Annotated in this window: 13 protein-coding genes; 6 read left to right on the forward strand and 7 right to left on the reverse strand. The window is 71.4% G+C overall.

Features of this window, described 5'->3' with window-relative positions; all coding sequences use genetic code 11:
• Positions 1-43: 43 nt before the first annotated feature.
• Both ACQEVZ_RS36270 and ACQEVZ_RS36275 read right to left on the reverse strand, forming a co-directional pair.
• On the reverse strand, positions 44-1885 hold the full coding sequence (locus ACQEVZ_RS36270) for an AMP-dependent synthetase/ligase (RefSeq protein ID WP_433374935.1): 1842 nt from the start codon (positions 1883-1885) through the stop codon (positions 44-46).
• Positions 1886-2039: 154 nt separating this feature from the next.
• Positions 2040-2663: a TIGR03085 family metal-binding protein gene (locus tag ACQEVZ_RS36275; protein ID WP_433374938.1), complete on the reverse strand. Its 624-nt coding sequence runs from the start codon at positions 2661-2663 to the stop codon at positions 2040-2042.
• A gap of 123 nt (positions 2664-2786) precedes the next feature.
• Here ACQEVZ_RS36275 and ACQEVZ_RS36280 point away from each other — a divergent pair, with 123 nt between their 5' ends.
• From ACQEVZ_RS36280 to ACQEVZ_RS36290, 3 genes are all read left to right on the forward strand, one after another.
• Entirely contained in the window at positions 2787-4616 is a 1830-nt protein-coding gene (locus ACQEVZ_RS36280) for an ABC transporter ATP-binding protein (RefSeq protein ID WP_433377167.1), read from the forward strand.
• Between the two features lie 166 nt (positions 4617-4782).
• Positions 4783-6582 carry an ABC transporter ATP-binding protein gene (locus ACQEVZ_RS36285; RefSeq protein ID WP_433374941.1) on the forward strand — a complete coding sequence of 600 codons (1800 nt, stop codon included), beginning with the start codon at positions 4783-4785 and terminating at the stop codon, positions 6580-6582.
• Between the two features lie 90 nt (positions 6583-6672).
• Positions 6673-7110 carry a hypothetical protein gene (locus ACQEVZ_RS36290; RefSeq protein WP_344503958.1) on the forward strand — a complete coding sequence of 146 codons (438 nt, stop codon included), beginning with the start codon at positions 6673-6675 and terminating at the stop codon, positions 7108-7110.
• Here the strand turns inward: ACQEVZ_RS36290 and ACQEVZ_RS36295 are convergent.
• The 5 genes from ACQEVZ_RS36295 to ACQEVZ_RS36315 form a co-directional block, all read right to left on the reverse strand.
• A complete protein-coding gene (locus ACQEVZ_RS36295; protein ID WP_433362362.1) occupies positions 7107-8141 on the reverse strand; it encodes an IS630 family transposase in 1035 nt (344 codons plus the stop codon). The genes ACQEVZ_RS36290 and ACQEVZ_RS36295 overlap by 4 nt on opposite strands.
• 224 nt (positions 8142-8365) lie before the next feature.
• Positions 8366-9028, reverse strand: a complete 663-nt coding sequence (locus ACQEVZ_RS36300) for a TetR family transcriptional regulator (RefSeq protein ID WP_433374944.1) — start codon at positions 9026-9028, stop codon at positions 8366-8368.
• A 37-nt stretch (positions 9029-9065) separates the two neighbouring features.
• Positions 9066-9803, reverse strand: a complete 738-nt coding sequence (locus ACQEVZ_RS36305) for an ABC transporter permease (RefSeq protein WP_360558561.1) — start codon at positions 9801-9803, stop codon at positions 9066-9068.
• A gap of 1 nt (position 9804) precedes the next feature.
• The gene (locus ACQEVZ_RS36310; protein WP_344503961.1) at positions 9805-10536 is read right to left on the reverse strand and encodes an ABC transporter ATP-binding protein; all 732 of its coding nucleotides are present in this window, start codon (positions 10534-10536) and stop codon (positions 9805-9807) included.
• A 132-nt stretch (positions 10537-10668) separates the two neighbouring features.
• On the reverse strand, positions 10669-14427 hold the full coding sequence (locus ACQEVZ_RS36315) for a hypothetical protein (RefSeq protein ID WP_433374949.1): 3759 nt from the start codon (positions 14425-14427) through the stop codon (positions 10669-10671).
• Between the two features lie 226 nt (positions 14428-14653).
• Between ACQEVZ_RS36315 and hisI the strand changes: the two genes are divergently transcribed.
• The 3 genes from hisI (at position 14654) to ACQEVZ_RS36330 (ending at position 17180) form a co-directional block, all read left to right on the forward strand.
• On the forward strand, positions 14654-15019 hold the full coding sequence (hisI, locus tag ACQEVZ_RS36320) for a phosphoribosyl-AMP cyclohydrolase (RefSeq protein WP_344503963.1): 366 nt from the start codon (positions 14654-14656) through the stop codon (positions 15017-15019).
• Positions 15016-16551 carry an anthranilate synthase component I gene (locus ACQEVZ_RS36325; protein WP_433374952.1) on the forward strand — a complete coding sequence of 512 codons (1536 nt, stop codon included), beginning with the start codon at positions 15016-15018 and terminating at the stop codon, positions 16549-16551. The genes hisI and ACQEVZ_RS36325 overlap by 4 nt, the downstream gene beginning before the upstream one ends.
• 92 nt (positions 16552-16643) lie before the next feature.
• Positions 16644-17180, forward strand: a complete 537-nt coding sequence (locus ACQEVZ_RS36330; RefSeq protein ID WP_344503965.1) for a Trp biosynthesis-associated membrane protein — start codon at positions 16644-16646, stop codon at positions 17178-17180.

The following is a 17180-nucleotide window of genomic DNA, read 5'->3' on the forward strand; positions in this document are numbered from 1 at the left end:
CCGGGATGGCGGTTCCCGGAGGCCATGACACTGTGGGGTGTGATCAGAGTTCGGCGAGCGACCCCGTGTACATGCGGTCGATGTCCGAGGCGAAGGACTTCTCGACCACGCGGCGCTTGACCTTGAGCGACGGTGTGAGCTCACCGTCCTCGATGGACAGGTCGCGGCTGAGGATGGAGAACTTCTTCACCGTCTCCCAGCGGTTGAGCTTGGTGTTGAGCTCCTTGACGTAGCCCTCGATCAGGGCGTTCGCCTCGGGTGACGCGGCGATCTCGTCGTAGGACTTCCCGGCGAGGGGGGTGCCGTCGGCCCAGCCCTTGATGGCGTCCGGGTCGAGGGTGACGAGCATCGTGACGTAGTTGCGGGCCTGGCCGACCACGACGCACTGCGAGGTGTACGGGCAGACCGACTTGAACAGGCCCTCGATGTGGCTCGGCGCGACGTACTTGCCGCCGGAGGTCTTGATGAGGTCCTTCTTGCGGTCGGTGATGCGCAGGTAGCCGTCGGCGTCGAACTCGCCGATGTCGCCGGTGCGGAACCAGCCGTCCTCGGTGAACGACGCGGCGGTCTCGTCGGGCAGGTTGTGGTAGCCGCGCATGATCGGGGTGCCCTTGAGCAGGATCTCGCCGTCGGTGTCGAGCTTCGCCTCCAGGTCGCCCAGAGCCGTGCCGACGGTGCCGATGCGGGGGGTCGCCTCGCGGTTGACGAACGAGCCCGCCGACGTCTCGGTCAGGCCGTAGCCTTCCAGGATCGGCAGGCCGGCGGCGAAGAAGAACTCGCCGATCTCCTTCGACAGCGGCGCGGAGCCGGACACCATGGCGCGCATCTTGCCGCCGAGGCGGGCGCGGAGCTTGCTGAAGACCAGCTTGTCGGCGATGCCGTGCTGGACCTTGAGCATGCCGCCCGGGGTGCGGCCGGCGAGGCGCTCGGCGGAGGCCTGCTTGCCGACCTTGACCGCCCAGGTGAAGATCTTCCACTTGGCGCCGCCGTCGGCCTGCGCGCCGGTGACGACCCGGTTGTAGACCTTCTCGAAGACGCGGGGCGCGGCGCACATGAGCGTCGGCTGGATCTTGCCGAGGTTGTCGATGAGCTTGTCGACGCGGCCGTCGACGTACGTGGGGAGCCCCACGTACACGATCCCGCAGAGCAGCGTCTTGCCGAACGAGTGCGACAGCGGCAGCCACAGGTACTGCAGGTCGTCGGCGGTCAGCAGGCCCATGTCGACCTGCGTGTAGCCCTGCCAGACCCAGCCGGCGTGCATCAGCTCGACGCCCTTGGGGCGGCCGGTCGTGCCCGACGTGTAGATGAGGGTGGCGAGCTGGTCGCCGGTGATGCCGGCGACGATGCGGGTGATCAGCTCGGGGTCCTGGTCGAGCGCCTCGCGCCCGGCGGCCTCCAGCTGCGCGAGGGACAGGGTCTTGCGCTGCTCGCCGCCGCTGGGGACCCCGTCGAGGAGCACGACCGCGACCAGCTCGGGCAGGTCGGCGCCGTCGAGCTTGGCGGCCTGCGCCGGGTTCTCGGCGAAGAGGACCTTCGAGCCGGAGTCGGCGACGATGTAGACGGCGTCCTCGGGCTCGGTGGTCGGGTAGACCGTCGTGGTGGCCGCGCCGGCGAGCATGATGCCGAGGTCGGCGAGGATCCAGTCGAGGCGGGTGTTGGCCAGGATGCCGACGCGGTCCTCGGGGCGCACGCCGAGCGTGGTGAGGCCGGCGCCGATCGCGCGGGCGTGCTCGTCGACCTCGCGCCAGGTGAGCCAGACGGGGTCGCCGGCGTCGTCGGCCGCGGGCTTGCCGAACGCGCGCTTGTCGGGGGTCTCGGCCACACGGTGCAGGAACATGTCCGGGATCGAGCGGTAGGGCAGTTCGAGCCGCTGGGTCTGGGTCATGTGGGGCGCCTCCGGGCTGGCGTGGACGTAACGGTGACTGGCATCACGTCCCGTCGGTTACTGGAGGGTAAAGGGTCCGTCGTGTTACCGGCTAGACCCGAAACCGAAACGTAGTGGAACGGCGAATCCTGTTGCCTGGGGCCAGATTCGAGACTCAGAGTCCCAGTCGCGCCGTTCTGAGCCGCTCGGCCGTCGCATCGGGGCCCGTGACGGTCACGTCGGCGTGCGCCTGGCGGCCGGTGAAGAACAGGAGCAGCTCCGAGGGCTTCCCCTGGACCGTCAGCGTTTCTCCGCCTGTACCGACGGCGAAGGGCTCGGCGTCCGCCGGCCGCACGGTGATCGCGGCGGGGAACCGCCGTGCGGACAGCTTCGCGGCGCCCTTGAGCCGCTTCGCCACGGCCTGCTCGTAGGCCGCGTCCAGCGTGCGCGGCGTCCACCCCGGCACGGCCCGCCGCACGTCCTCGTGATGGATGAGGAACTCGGTGATGTTGACGGCCTCCTCGGCGAAGGCGGGCCTGACCCAGAGCGCGGGCCGGCGGACCTTGCCGACCAGCTGCTCGTAGTCGCCCGCGGCGAGGCGGTCCTGGACCTTCTTCGTGTGCCCGGCGACCGGCTTCAGCAGGATGCCGGCCGCGGCGTCGGGGCGGTGCTCCCGCAGCACCAGATGCGCGGCGAGGTCACGGGTCACCCAGCCGTCACAGAGGGTCGGCGCGTCGGCACCCGCGGCCAGGAGCGTCTCGGCGAGCGCCAGGCGCTCGGCCCGCGCGAATGAAGTCATACACGTAACGCTAGTCGCGTCCCGCCGGAGCCGGTTTCTGTCGTACCCCGTCGGTAAGGTTGCAGACGGTCGGGGCGACTTACCGGCCCGACGCTACGGAGGGCGGATGTGACCAGCGGCAAGGTGCTCCTCAAGGGGCTGTGGGTGCTCGGCCGGGCCGTCCGTGACGAGCCCCACGTGTTCGCGATCTCGGTGGTCGGCAGCGTGGTGTTCAGCCTGCTGACGATCGCGACCGCGTTCGTCTCCGGGCGGGTCGTCGGCGAGATCGCGCTGCCCGCGATCGACCAGCGGCACGTCACGCTCGGCACGCTGCTGCTCGGCGGCGTCGCGATCCTCGCGGTCAGCCTCGGCAAGATCCTCGGTATCTTCGGCCGGCGGCTCGGGGCGGGGGCGATGCAGTTCCGCCTCCAGGCGCGCTACCGGCAGGCCGTCACCCGGCGCTACCTGCGGCTGCCCCTGGAGTGGCACCAGCGGCATGCGACGGGGACGCTGCTGTCCAATGCCAACGCCGACGTCGAGTCCGCGTGGTATCCGATCGCGCCGTTCCCGATGGCCGTCGGCACCGTCGTCATGCTCGTCGCCGCGATCGTCTCGCTGTTCGCCACCGACTGGGCCATGGCGCTCGTCGGGGTCGCGATCTTCCCGACGCTGCTCGGGGTCAACGTCGCCTATTCGCGCCGCATGGCGCCCCGCGTCGCGAAGTCGCAGCAGCTGCGGGCCGACGTGAGCGCGGTCGCGCACGAGAGCTTCGACGGCGCGCTCGTGGTCAAGACGATGGGCCGGGAGGCCGCGGAGACCGAGCGGTTCTCGGCGAAGACGATCGAGCTGCGCGACGCCACGATCCAGGTCGGGCGGGTCCGGGCGATGTTCGACCCGGTGCTCGACGCGCTGCCGAGCATCGGCACCCTTGCCGTGCTCGTCGTCGGTGGCCTGCGGTTCCGCCAGGGCGCCGTCGAGGTGGCCGAGGTGGTCAGCGTCGCGTTCCTGTTCACCGTGCTCGCGTTCCCCGTGCGGGCGATCGGCTGGGTGCTCGCCGAGCTGCCCCGCAGCGTCGTCGGCTGGGAGCGGATCCGGCACGTGCTGGACGCCGAGGGCGACATGGCCTATGGCACGGCCACGCTGCCGGACGCGCACAAGCCGGCGGCGCTGCGGTTCGAGGACGTGCACTTCGCGTATGCCGACGCCGACGGCAACCGGGGCGGCGACGTGCTGAGCGGGGTCACGTTCGACGTGCCGGCGGGGCGCACGGTCGCGCTCGTCGGCTCGACCGGCTCCGGCAAGTCGACGATCGCCGCGCTCGCCGCCCGGCTCGTCGACCCGCACACCGGCACCGTCCGGGTCGACGAGGTCGACGCCCGCGACCTCAGCCAGGACGCGCTCGTCGGCACGGTCGCGCTGGTCGCCCAGGTGCCGTTCGTCTTCGACGACACCGTCCGGGGCAACGTGACGCTCGACCGGCGCACCGCCGCCGGGCACGCCGTCGACGACGAGGCGGCCTGGTCCGCGCTGCGCCTCGCCCAGGCCGACGGGTTCATCCACCAGCTCGCCGACGGGCTCGACACGAAGGTCGGCGAGCGCGGCACCTCACTGTCCGGCGGGCAGCGGCAGCGGCTCACGATCGCCCGCGCCCTGGCCGGCGCACCGCGCCTGCTCGTCCTCGACGACGCGACCAGCGCCGTCGACCCGCGCGTCGAGGCCGCGATCCTCGCCGCGCTGCGCCGTGACGACGACCGCCAGGCGTCGATCCTCGTCGTCGCGTACCGGCGGGCCACGATCGCCCTGGCCGACGAGGTGGTCTGGCTGGAGCGGGGCAGGGTCGCCGCCCGCGGCACCCACGCCGACCTCCTCGCCACCGTCCCCGGCTACGCCGACCTGGTCACCGCGTACGAGAAGGCCGAAGCCGAGAAGGAACGCGAGCACCTCTTCGACGACGAGGAGTCCGTGACCGCATGACGGCTCCCACTCCCGTCCCGCCCCTGTCCGGGTGGGATGTCTGGTTCGGGGCGTGGCCGGCGGGTTGGCTTGCCGGCGGGTTGGTGCGGGGGCGTGGGGGAGGGGCTGGGATGCGTGGCGGCGGGTTCGGGTCGGGTCGGTGTTCAAGGACGGCGGAGGTGTCGGCATGACGGCGGCGACTGCTGAGGCGGCGGAGCAGGCGAAGGCCGGCGAGGCGCCGAAGGTGGGGGTGCTGCGGCGCGGGCTGAGCCTGTCGCCGGAGCTGTTCACCGGGCTGGCGGGCACGCTCGGGCTGGCGGTGCTGGCGACGGCCGGCCGGGTGGCGGTGCCGGTCGCCATCCAGCAGGGCATCGACAAGGGGCTGCGGGCGCCGGGCGGGCCCGACGTCGGGGTGCTCACCACGATCGTGGCGATCACGGCCGGGGTGCTGTTCCTGACGATGCTCAGCGCGGCGATGATGAACGTGCGGCTGTTCACGGTCACCGAGACGGCGCTGGCGGGGGTGCGCACGCGGACGTTCCGGCACATTCACGATCTGTCGATGCTGCACCAGCAGTCGGAGCGGCGCGGGGCGCTCGTCTCGCGGGTGACCGGGGACGTGGACCAGATCAGCCAGTTCCTGCAGTTCGGTGGGCTGATCTTCCTGATCAGCCTGGGGCAGCTCTTCGTGACGACCGGCGTCATGATCTTCTATTCGTGGCAGCTGACGCTGGTGGTGATCCTCGCGTTCGCGCCGCTGGTGTTCGTGGTGCGGCACTTCCAGCGGCGGCTCAGCGTGCTGTACCTGGACGTGCGGGAGAGCATCGGGGCGATGCTCGGGGCGATCGCGGAGAGCGTCGTCGGGGCGTCGGTCGTTCGGGCGTACGGCGTGCAGCACCGCACCGCGGAGCGGCTCGACACGGCGATCGACCGGAGCCGGCGGGCGCAGTTCCGGGCGCAGACCAACAACGTGGTCAGCATGAGCTTCGGCGAGCTGGCGGCGGGGCTGGCGCTCGGCGGCGTCGTCGTGGTCGGCACGCTGCTGGGCGTGGACGGGCAGCTCACCATCGGGCAGCTGACCGCGTTCCTGTTCCTGGCGACGCTGTTCGTGCAGCCGGTGCAGGTCGCGACCGAGGTGCTCAACGAGGCGCAGAACGCGATCGCGGGCTGGCGCCGGGTCCTGGACATCATCGAGACGTCGCCGGACGTCGCGGACCCCGGTGACAAGGGCCGGGACCTGCCCGAAGGCGCCGTCGACGTGCGGTTCGACCACGTGCACTTCGCGTATCCGGACGGGCCTGAGGTGCTGACCGACGTCGATCTAACGGTCGCCGCTCGTACACGGGTCGCGGTCGTCGGGGAGACGGGCAGCGGCAAGACGACGTTCGCGAAGCTGCTGACGCGGCTCATGGACCCGACCACCGGCGAGGTGCTGCTGTCCGGGGTGCCGCTGACCGAGGTGCGGTTCGGCTCGCTGCGCCGCCGGGTCGTCATGGTGCCGCAGGACGGGTTCCTGTTCGACGCGACGGTGGCCGACAACGTGCGGTTCGCCCGGCCCGACCTGAGCGACGTGGACCTGGAGCTGGCGTTCACCGAGCTCGGGCTGCTCGACTGGGTCGACGGGCTCAGCGACGGCCTGCAGACCGAGGTCGGCGAGCGCGGGGAGGCGCTGTCGGTCGGTGAGCGGCAGCTGGTGGCGCTGGCCCGCGCGTACGTCGCCGACCCCGACCTCCTGGTGCTCGACGAGGCCACGAGCGCCGTCGACCCGGCGACCGAGGTCCGGCTGCAGCGGACCCTCGACGCGGTGACCAGGGGGCGGACGACGATCGCGATCGCGCACCGGTTGTCGACCGCGCAGAGCGCCGACGAGGTCATCGTCGTGGACAAGGGGCACGTCGTGCAGCGGGGTCCGCACGCGGAGCTCGTCGCCGATCCGGACTCGATCTACGGCCGCCTGTACGCGTCGTGGCTCGAACAGACCCGCTGACGGCGGCCATCGCGTGTCCCCGGGCGGGTGACCGGTCGGGGACCGCGCGTCGGGGGTGGTGAACCGCGGCGGAGGACCTACAGTTGCGGTGTGCCAGCCGGGGGGCGTCGATACGTGCCGATGCAGGTCCGGGTCGCGGTGACGGGGTTCAACGCGATCGGCGGCGTCATGTTGACCCTCGCGCTGGCGGCGCTCGGCGTGCTGCTGTCCGGGATGCAGGTCGACCCGGCCAACCAGGGCGGCACCGGCTACCTGGACTTCGTGCTGTTCTTCAACGCCGTGCTGTTCCTGTTCCCCCTCGCGGTGGTGCTGGTGTTCCTCGGCACGCGGATCAAGCGGGGCGAGCACTGGGCGTGGCTGGCGAGCCTGGTGTTCTGGGCGTTCGTCGGGGCGATGGCGCCGCTGCTGACGTGGCTGCTGCCGGCCCCGCTGCCGTTCGCGGTCGTGCCGGTCTGCTGCGCCGGCGTGCTGGTGGCGCTGCTGCTGACCCCGCAGGCGCGGTACCACTGCGCCGACGTCGACGACTAAGCGGATTCCCTGAAGTTCTGCGCGTAACTGCGGGGCAGCCACGGTGAGGTCCATGCGGCGGCGGTGGTCAGCATCTGCTGTGGTGTTCGTCGCCGGAAGAACACGCGGGCTTGGTGGATGCGTTCGGTCCAGGTGACCGCGGTGTTGGCCAACTGCGCTTTGAGCGCAGCCCAGACGCGTTCCACCGGATTGTCATGCGGACTGTACGTAGCCCCGTACAACAACCGCAGCCGCGGGTGGTCGCTGACCCACTGCTGCACCCTCGCGGCGTGGTGGATGTTGTCGTTGTCGCAGATGACCGCCACTGCTGGGGCGGTGGGGTAGGCGGTCAGCAGCAGTTGCAGCATGGTGGTGAAACCGGCGGCGCTGCGGCGGGCCCAGAGCGACCACCAGGCGCCGGTGGCCAGATCGAGGGCGCCGAAGATGGTGGCGCGCCGGTTCTTGCCCGGTGTCATGACCCGGTGGCGGCGTCTGTGCAGGGTCCAGGTGGCCCGCACTGTGGGGAGCAGGTCGAGGTGGGCCTCGTCCGCGGCGAGGACGACCGATCCGGCCGGGAGCCGGGCGATGCGGCGGCGGATGCCCGCCACAACACGGTCGTGGTCGGGGTCGCCTTTGGGGACGAGGCGGGGTCGTCGCCACTGGGCCACCGTGCGGGTGCGTCGCCACAGGGTGTGCAGGCTGACCTGGGGTCTGCCCAGCTGCTGCCGGATTCGCTGGATGGTCCACGGCCCGGGCTTGGCGAGCAGTGTGGTGATGCGTGCGGTGAGGGCTGGGCCGCCGAGGCGGGGCCGTCCGGGTCGGGGCCGGTCGGGTAGGCCGGGGATGCCGTCGATGGTGTAGCGGTGCAGCCAGCGGCGCACGGTGGCGGGGTGGTAGTCCAGCAGGTCGGCGATTTGGGCCGGGGACATGCCGGCGGTGGACAGCACGACCATGATCAGGCGGGTGGCGGTACGCCACCGGCCGTGCAGCAGGTGCATGATCTGGGCCCGGGCGCTGCTGGAGACCTCGGCGGATACACAGACAGGGCGCATAATGGACACGACCTTGCCGGTTCGTTGTGGTGGTGTCTGGTTCTTCACCAATCATCAACAACCGGCAAGGCCGTGTCGTCTTCGCCCCTGGCGACCCACCCACGCCTGGTTACGCGCAGAACCTCTGTCAACCCGCTTAGCCGATCCGGCCTCGCGCCGCCCGGCGAACCGGGCGACAACGGCGCTCCGGCGCCGGCATCTGGTGGTCCGGGCGCGGTGGCGGTTCAGCGCTTCGAGGCCCGTGAGGAGGACGCTGAGGAGGCCGGTGCAGACGCCGGTGCGGTGGCCGGTGCGAGGGCCGGCAGGGGTTCGGTGAGGTAGCGCTGGATGGTCGGAGCGACGCTGTACACGATCTCGTCCTGCGACATGGTCGTCATCGGCTCGATCTTCAGGATGTAGCGGACCATGACGAGGCCCGCCATCTGCGACGCGACCAGGGCGGCGCGCTTCGGGGCCTCCGCCGGGTCGAGCTTGAGCTGCGCGACCACGCGGCGCAGGATCTGACTCACCAGGAACTCGCGCAACATCCGCGCCGACCACTCGTGCTGCATCGCGCTGCGGAACAGGGCCGCCGCGGACGAGCCGGCGGGGGAGTCCCACACGCCGAGGAACGTGCGGACGAGCCGCTCGCCGACGCCGTCGAGGTCGCCCTCGAAGACCTTGGGCACGATCTCGCCGGGGTCGATCGGCGCGTCCATCGTGGCGAGGAAGAGCTTGTCCTTCGCCCCGAAGTAGTGGTGTACCAGCGCCGGGTCGACCCCGGCGCTGGTGGCGATCTGGCGGATGGACGCCCCGTCGTAGCCACGCTCGGCGAACGCCTCGCGGGCGGCGGTCAGGATCGCCTGGCGGGTGTCCTGGTTGCCGGGGCGTCGTCCGGTGCGTGCCATGAGCCTGCTTTCCCGTCGTGCGTCTGCTTCAGGGGCTTTACGGGGTGCGCCGGCGTAGCGTCGCCGCCCCGAGCAAGAGTGCCACGATGACGCAGCCGACGATGATGCCGAGGTCCCTCCACATGAGGCCGGTCGGTTCGGTGTGGGTGCCGAGCTCGGTGAGCGCCTGCACGGCGTACGACATGGGAAAGACATCACTGATGGCCTGCAGCCAACCGGCCATCTGGTCGCGGGGCTGCAGCAGCCCGCAGAGCAGCACCTGCGGCAGGACCACCGCCGGCATGAACTGCACCGCCTGGAACTCACTGTTGGCGAACGCGCTGACCAGCAGGCCGAGCGCCATGCCGAGCACGGAGTTGCCGACCGCGATCACGGCGACGAGCCACGCCGGTCCGAGCGTGTCGAGGCCGAGGAGGAGGTACGCGAGCGCCGACGCGATCGTCGCCTGCACCGCGGCCGCTACGGCGAACGCGATGCCGTAGCCGAGCAGGATGTCGACCTTGCCGATCGGCGTGGTCAGCAGCCGCTCGAGGGTGCCGGTGGTGCGTTCGCGGAGCATCGCCACGCTGGTCAGCAGGAACATGATCACCAGCGGGAACACGCCCAGCATGACGAGCCCGACGCGGTCGAACAGCTGGGGGTTGGTGTCGTACAGGTAGCGCAGGAGCGTGAGCAGCACCGTCGGCACGACGAGGATCAACGCGATCGTGCGCCGGTCGTGGCGGAGCTGCCGCAGGATGCGCCCGGCGGTCGCGAACGTCAGACGTGCGGACATGTCAGGCCACCTTCTCCTTCTCCGTCTCCTGCGCCTGTACGAGTCGCAGGAACGCCTCTTCCAGGTCTTCCGTGCCGGCCCGCTCGCGTACGGCGGCGGGCGACTCGTCTGCGATGAGCAGCCCCTCGCGGATCAGCAGGAGGCGGTCGCAGCGGCCCGCCTCGTCCATCACGTGGCTCGACACCAGCAGCGTCGAGCCGGCCTTCGCCAGGGCGTGGAACCGTTGCCACAGCTCGTTGCGCAGCACGGGGTCCTGCCCGACGGTGGGCTCGTCCAGCACGAGCAGCTGCGGCTTGCTCACGATCGCGCAGGCGAGCGACGCCCGGGCCCGCTGGCCGCCCGACAAGGTCCCGACGAGCTGGTTCTTGGCCTGGCCCAGCCCCACGTCGGACACGGCCTCGTCCGCCGCGGCGGCACCGAGCCCGTACAGCGAGGCGAAGTACCGCGCGTTCTCCCGGACGGTCAGGTCCGCGTAGACGCTCGGCGCCTGCGTCAGGTAGCCCACCTTGTCGCGCAGCGGCTTCGACCCCGCCGGGTGCCCGAGCACCGTCACCGTCCCGCTGACGATCTTCTGCACGCCGACGACCGCCCGCATGAACGTGGTCTTGCCGCTGCCGCTCGGTCCGAGCAGCCCCGTGACGCTCCCGCTGGGCACCGTGCAGGTGAAGTCATGCAGCACCCGCCGCTTGCCCCGCGCGACGACGAGGTGCTCGACCTCGATCGCGTTGGCCATCTTGGATTCCTCCGGTCACTCCCTGAAACTCAACGAGTGATGAACTCAACGGTAGATGAAATCTTGAACGTGCGTCAAACACGAAACGGGGCGGACCGATGTGTGCGGTCCGCCCCGTTTCGCGCTTCTCGTCTACAACGCGAGCACGCGCTCCAGGAACTCCTTGTACTGCCGCAACGCCACCCGCAGCGCCTCGGTGTCGGGGTTCTTGGCCGACCGGTGCGGGTCGATCGCCAGCTGCTGCTCCTGCAACTTCTCGGCAAGCGTCTCGATGGCGTCACTCACCACCGCCGACGCCCGCGTCAGCGCCTTCACCGGGTCGTCGACGAACTTGGACTCCGCCTTGACCAGCCGCGACCGGAACTTGTCCGCCCGCTTCGGCTTCCACAACACGATCCGCTGCTCGGCGAGGTCCCCGGGCCGCAGCGGGAGGGGCCCGGCGGTCGCGTACTCGAGCTCCTCGTCGTCGTCCGCCTCCACCTCGGCCACCGGCTCGTCGTCGGCCGCTTCGTCCTCAGCGTCGTCCTCGGCGTCGGCCTCCGCGACCGGCTCACCGTCCGCGTCTTCGTCCTCGTCCTCCGCGTCAGCCTCCGCGACCGGCTCGTCGTCCTCGTCGTCGTCGTCCTCGTCGTCCTCAGCGTCTGCTTCTGCTTCTGCGGTGGGCTCGTCGTCGTCGCTGTCGGCTTCGTCGTCCGCGTCCGTTTCCGCGGCCGGCTCGTCGTCGCTGTCGGCTTCGGCATCAGCGGCGTCATCGTCGTCCGCAGCCTCGGCCGCGATCTCCTCGACATCGTCCGCAGCGTCTTCCGCTTCGGCGTCCTCCGCTGCTGCGGCAGGCTCGACCTCGGCGTCGTCCTCCTCGCCGGCGGTCGGCTCCTCCACCTCAACATCGGCTGCGGCGTCGACCTCGGCTTCAGCGTCGCCGGCGGCCTCGTCGTCGCTGTCGTCGTCCGCTTCCGCTTCTGCGGTGGGCTCGTCGTCGCTGTCGTCGTCCGCCTCGGCGTCGACCTCGGCTTCGGCCTCCGCGGCGACGTCCTCGGCGCTGTCACCGTCCGTGTCCTCCGCGGCAGCCTCGGCCTCCGGCTCGCTCTCAGCGGCCTCGTCCTCGGCGACCACGGCCTCGGCGTCGGGCTCGGCAGCCTCATCATCGCCGGCCTCGTCCTCAGCGGCACCTTCTTCGGCGGCCGCTTCAGCCTCCGGCACCGCCGCGACCTCTTCGCCCTCGACAACGGCCTCGGCCTCCGGCGCCTCGCCGCCGTCTTCGTCCTCGCCGGCCGCGTCCTCGGCAGCCGCTTCGACGGCGACCGCTTCGACGGCGACCGCTTCGACGGCGACCGCTTCGACGGCGACCGCTTCGTCGTCCACCGCCACTTCGGCCTCGGGCTCGTCGGCAGCCTCGTCCTCGACGGTGGCTTCTGCGTCGGGCTCGGCGGCCTCGTCCTCGGCCGTGGCCTCTGCGTCGGGCTCGGCAGCTTCGTCGCCGCCGTCGGCAGCCTCGTCCTCGGCAGTGGCCTCGGCCTCGGATTCGGCGGCTGCGTCTTCGTCCATGGCCTCGGCCTGAGGCTCGGCGGCTTCGTCTTCGTCGCTGGCGGCCTCGTCCTCGACGGTGACGGCCTCCGCGTCGGCCTCGGCGACCTCGTCCTCGACGGTGGCCTCGGCGTCGGGTTCGGCGGCTTCGTCGTCGCCGGCCTCGTCGTCCGTGGCGGCTGTTTCGATGGCGACCTCGGCCTCCGGCTCATCGCCGGCAGCGTCGGTCTCGTCGGCTTCGGCGACAGGCTCGTCCTCGGTGACCGCCTCGGGCTCGGCGGCCTCCTCATCGGCAACCACCTCATCAGCAACCGCGTCAGGCTCGTCGTCGGCCGCTGCTGCTTCGGGTTCGTCGTCGGTGGCCTCGTCGGCTACGGCCTCCGGCTCGTCGTCGGAGTCCGACTCGGCTGCGGGCTCTTCCGTTACGGCGTCGGTGGTGGTGTCGTCCTCGGCGGTTGCGTCCTCGGATGCGTCTGCCTCGCCGGCTTCGTCGTCGGGGGTGGTCTCGGCGGCGACTTCTTCGATGGTGTCGGCTTCGGCGGCGACGTCTTCGACCGTTTCGGTCTCGTCGGCGTCGTCGGTGGCTTCGGCGGCCACCTCTTCGACGGTCTCGGCCTCTTCGGCGTCGTCGGCGGTGGCTTCCGCGGCGGGTTCGTCGTCGGTGGAGGTCTCTTCGGCGGCGGCCTCTTCGACGGCTTCCGGCTCGTCGTCGGAGTCCGACTCGGCTGCGGGCTCTTCCGTCACGGCGTCGGTGGTGGTGTCGTCCTCGGCGGTTGCGTCCTCGGATGCGTCCGCCTCGCCGGCTTCGTCGTCGGTGGCCTCTGCGGCGACTTCTTCGACCGTCTCGGCGTCGCCTTCGTCGGCAGAAGCCTCGGCGGCGGGTTCGTCGTCGGTGGAGGTGTCCTCGGCGGCGTCGTCGTCGGAGGTGGTCTCGGCGGCGACTTCTTCGATGGTGTCGGCTTCGGCGGCGACGTCTTCGACCGTTTCGGTCTCGTCGGCGTCGTCGGTGGCCTCGGCGGCCACCTCTTCGACGGTCTCGGCCTCTTCGGCGTCGTCGGTGGAGGTGGCGTCGGCGTCGTCGGCGTCGTCGGCGGTGGCTTCCGCGGCGGGTTCGTCGTCGGTGGAGGTGTCCTCGGCGGCGATCTCTTCGACGGCTTCCGGCTCGTCGTCGGAGTCCGACTCGGCTGCGGGCTCTTCCGTCACGGCGTCGGTGGTGGTGTCGTCCTCGGCGGTCGCGTCCTCGGATGCGTCCGCCTCGCTGGCTTCGTCGTCAGTTGCCTCTGCGGCGACTTCCTCGACCGTCTCGGCCGCGTCGTCGTCTGCGGCGGCGACCTCCTCGATGGCTTCGGCGTCAGCGTCGGAGGCCTCAGCGGCGGGCTCTTCGTCGTCGGCAGCTTCGGCTGCGACTTCTTCGAGGGTCTCGAGATCCTCGGCGTCGCCTTCGTCGGCAGAAGCCTCGGCGGCGGGTTCGTCGTCGGCGGAGGTGTCCTCGGTGGCGACGGCGTCTACGGCCTCGGGTTCGCTGTCGGCTGCGTCGTCGTCGGAGGTGGTCTCGGCGGCGACCTCCTCGACGGTGTCGGCTTCGGCGGTGACGTCTTCGACGGTCTCGGCCTCTTCGGTGGAGGCTTCGGCGGCGGGCTCGGCGTCTGCGTCGTCGGCGGTGGAGGCTTCGGCGGTGACGTCTTCGACCGTTTCGGCCTCTTCGGCGACGTCGTCCGCGGTGGCCTCGGTGGCGGCGTCCACGGCCTCGGGCTCGGCAGCCTCTTCGTCGTCGGAGGTGGTCTCGGCGGAGACTTCCTCGACGGTGGTGGCTTCGGCGGTTGCCTCTTCGGCGGGGGTGTCGGTCGCTTGGAGGTCGGCGGTCGGGGTGGACTCGGCGGCGTGTGCGTCGACCCCAGCGGCCGGCTCCTCGTCGGTGGAGGCGGGGGACTCCTCGTCGGCGGGGCCGACGATGTCGGAGATGTCGTCGGGGACGGCGACGGTGATGGCGGCGTCGTCCGCGAGCGGCGAGTCGATGGCCGGTGACTCCGCGGCCGGTGACTCGGCGGCGTCGGCCGGATCCGAAGCCAGGTCCGAACCCGAATCCGCAGCCGAGTCCGTTGCCGAGTCCGTTGCCGAGTCCGAAGCCAGGTCCGAGTCCGTGGCCGGGTCGGAGGTCAGGTCCGTGGTCGGGGCGGGGGCCGGGTCGGCGCCCGCGGCGGAGGCGGCGGCGGCCGAGACCAGGGGGACGGTGTCCTCGATGGGCTGGCGCTGCTCGGGGATGCCCGGTGGGGTTGTCACTTCAGGGGAAGGGCCGGTCTGGTCGTTGACGTTGGGGTGCATGAGGAGGTCCTCCGTCCGCTCGGTCGGAACGGGGGAGAGGGCCACCCGTTCAGACTGCTGTGGGCTCAGCGCTGGGGTCGCGGACGCCGGGAGGCCAAACGGCGCCCGGCCCGGAGCCACCGAGCCGACGGCAGGCGGGGCCCCCGGCGAGGAGGGTCGGCCGACGGCAGGCGGGGAGGGATGAGCGACCGCCCAGACTTCCGTGCGGCGCACCGTCAAGGTACTCCGCAAACACGGCCAGCCATAGACCCCAAACTGGCGGGAGAGGGCCGTGCGGGAGAATTGGGGGGTGTCGTCGAACCTTGATCCAGAAGTTGCGGACCGTCTGCGTCGTAACGAGGCCGGGTTGGTGCCTGCGGTCGTGCAGGAGCACGGGACCGGGCAGGTGTTGATGTTGGCGTGGATGGACGATGAGGCGTTGCATCGGACGCTGACGACGGGGCGGGCGACGTACTGGTCGCGCAGCCGCAACGAGTACTGGGTGAAGGGCGAGACGTCCGGTCACGTGCAGCACGTCAGGTCGGTGGCGATCGACTGCGACGGCGACACGCTGCTGGTGACGGTCGAGCAGACCGGCGCCGCGTGCCACACGGGCAACCACACCTGCTTCTACACGGACCTGAAGGTGACGCGATGACGACCGGGATGGTGGCGCCGGACGAGGCGACGTTCCGCGAGCTGGCGAGGACCCGGCGGGTGGTGCCGGTGACCCGGCGGCTGCTCGCCGACGGTGAGACGCCGGTCGGGGTGTACCGGAAGCTCGCCGGCGGCCCGGGGACGTTCCTGCTGGAGTCCGCGGAGCAGGGCGCCGGCTCGGCGGGTGCGGTGTGGTCGCGGTACAGCTTCATCGGCGTGCGCAGCGTCGCGACGCTCGTCGAGCGGGACGGTGACGCGCAGTGGCTGGGCGAGCCGCCGGCCAACCTGCCCACCACGGGCGACCCCACGCACGTCCTCAAGCAGACCGTCGAGGCGCTCACCGGCGACGACGCCGACCTCAAGGGGCTGGACCTGCCGCCGTTGTCGGGCGGTCTCGTCGGGTTCCTGTCGTACGACGCGGTCCGGCGCTTCGAGCGGCTGCCGCAGCTCGCCGAGGACGACCTGCACCACCCCGAGCTCGGCATGATGGTGGCGACCGACCTGGTGGCGCTGGACCACTTCGAGGGCACGGCGCTGCTCATCGCCAACGCCGTCCTGCCCGGGAAGGACGCCGACGAGGCGACCGTCAGGGCCGCGTACCACCAGGCCATCGGCCGCCTGGACGCGATGACGTCGGCGCTGTCCAGGCCGACGCCGCCGCTGGTGTCCACAGTGGACAAGCAGGGGCCGGGCGAGGTGGTCAGCCGGACCCCGGCGGGGGAGTACCCGAAGGCCGTCGAGGTCGCGAAGGAGGCGATCCGGGCCGGGGAGTGCTTCCAGATCGTCGTCGCGCAGCGGTTCGAGCGGGCCACCGACGCCGACCCCCTCGACGTGTACCGGGTGCTGCGCTCCACGAACCCGAGCCCCTACATGTACCTGCTGCGCTTCGAGGGCTTCGACGTCGTCGGCTCGTCGCCGGAGGTGCACGTCAAGGTCGACGGGCGGCGCGCGCTGCTGCACCCGATCGCGGGCACCCGCTGGCGGGGCGCGACGCCCGAGGAGGACAACGCGCTCGCCGCGGACCTGCTCGCCGACCCGAAGGAGCGCGCCGAGCACGTCATGCTCGTCGACCTCGCCCGCAACGACCTGGGGCGGGTCTGCAAGCCCGGGACGGTCGAGGTGCCGGAGTTCATGACCGTCGAGCGGTACAGCCACGTGATGCACATCGTGTCGACCGTCGTCGGCGAGCTCAAGGACGACCGGTCCGCGTTCGACACCCTCGCCGCGACGTTCCCGGCGGGGACGCTGTCCGGGGCGCCGAAGGTCAGGGCCATGGAGATCATCGAGGAGCTCGAGCCGACCCGGCGCGGCCTGTACGGCGGCGTCGTCGGCTACTTCGGCTTCGGCGGCGACATGGACACGGCCATCGCGATCCGGACCGCGCTCATGCGGGACCGGATGGCGTACGTGCAGGCCGGCGCCGGCATCGTCGCCGACTCCGACCCGCTGTCGGAGGAGACGGAGACCCGCAACAAGGCCGCCGCCGTCCTCGCCGCGATCGCGACCGCCGAGACCCTGCGGCCGGCCCGATGACCGGTCCAGAACAAAGCCCCACGACCGGTCCAGGACAAAGTCCCACGACCGGTCCACGACAAAGCCCCGCGACCGATTCAGGACAGAGCCCCATGGCCGATCCGAAACAAGGCCCGACGCACGGCCGGCGGGGGCTGGCGGTCACCACGATCGCGACCGCGGCCGCCTCGGCGGTGGTGCTGTTCGCCGCCACCCGCCACTGGGACGCGGTCATGACGCATCAGGTGTCGCCGCTGCCGCCCATGACCGAGTACCGCACGGGCAGCGAGCTGTCGCCGTGGCTGCCCGCCCTCGGCGCGGTCGGCCTCGCCGGCGCGGGCGCCCTGCTCGCGACCCGCGGCCGGCTCAGGACGATCGTCGGCGGCCTCCTCGCCCTCGCCGGCATCGGCATCGTCGGCGCGGTGACCGAGGCCCTGCAGCATCACATCGACGTGGGCTGGCCGATCGTCACGATCGTCGCCGCGCTCGTCGTCGTGGTCGCCGGTGGCGTCGCCATCCGCAGCAGCGACACGTGGCCGGAGATGGGCGCCCGCTACGACCGGCCCACCGCCCGTACCGCCGCGAAGACACCACAGACGGAGCTCTGGGACGCCCTCGATCGGGGCGAGGATCCGACCGCGGACAAGTAG

Source organism: Dactylosporangium sp. CA-152071 (genome assembly GCF_050936335.1).
GTDB classification, from domain to species: domain Bacteria; phylum Actinomycetota; class Actinomycetes; order Mycobacteriales; family Micromonosporaceae; genus Dactylosporangium; species Dactylosporangium maewongense.

Bases quoted from the DNA above. Each gene is read 5' to 3' on its own strand.
- ACQEVZ_RS36330 (WP_344503965.1), top strand. From the start codon at position 16,644: ATGGCCGATCCGAAACAAGGCCCGACGCACGGCCGGCGGGGGCTGGCG.
- ACQEVZ_RS36295 (WP_433362362.1), bottom strand. From the start codon at position 8,141: ATGCGCCCTGTCTGTGTATCCGCCGAGGTCTCCAGCAGCGCCCGGGCC.
- ACQEVZ_RS36325 (WP_433374952.1), top strand. From the start codon at position 15,016: ATGACGACCGGGATGGTGGCGCCGGACGAGGCGACGTTCCGCGAGCTG.
- ACQEVZ_RS36270 (WP_433374935.1), bottom strand. From the start codon at position 1,885: ATGACCCAGACCCAGCGGCTCGAACTGCCCTACCGCTCGATCCCGGAC.
- ACQEVZ_RS36300 (WP_433374944.1), bottom strand. From the start codon at position 9,028: ATGGCACGCACCGGACGACGCCCCGGCAACCAGGACACCCGCCAGGCG.
- ACQEVZ_RS36275 (WP_433374938.1), bottom strand. From the start codon at position 2,663: ATGACTTCATTCGCGCGGGCCGAGCGCCTGGCGCTCGCCGAGACGCTC.
- ACQEVZ_RS36310 (WP_344503961.1), bottom strand. From the start codon at position 10,536: ATGGCCAACGCGATCGAGGTCGAGCACCTCGTCGTCGCGCGGGGCAAG.
- ACQEVZ_RS36285 (WP_433374941.1), top strand. From the start codon at position 4,783: ATGACGGCGGCGACTGCTGAGGCGGCGGAGCAGGCGAAGGCCGGCGAG.
- ACQEVZ_RS36305 (WP_360558561.1), bottom strand. From the start codon at position 9,803: ATGTCCGCACGTCTGACGTTCGCGACCGCCGGGCGCATCCTGCGGCAG.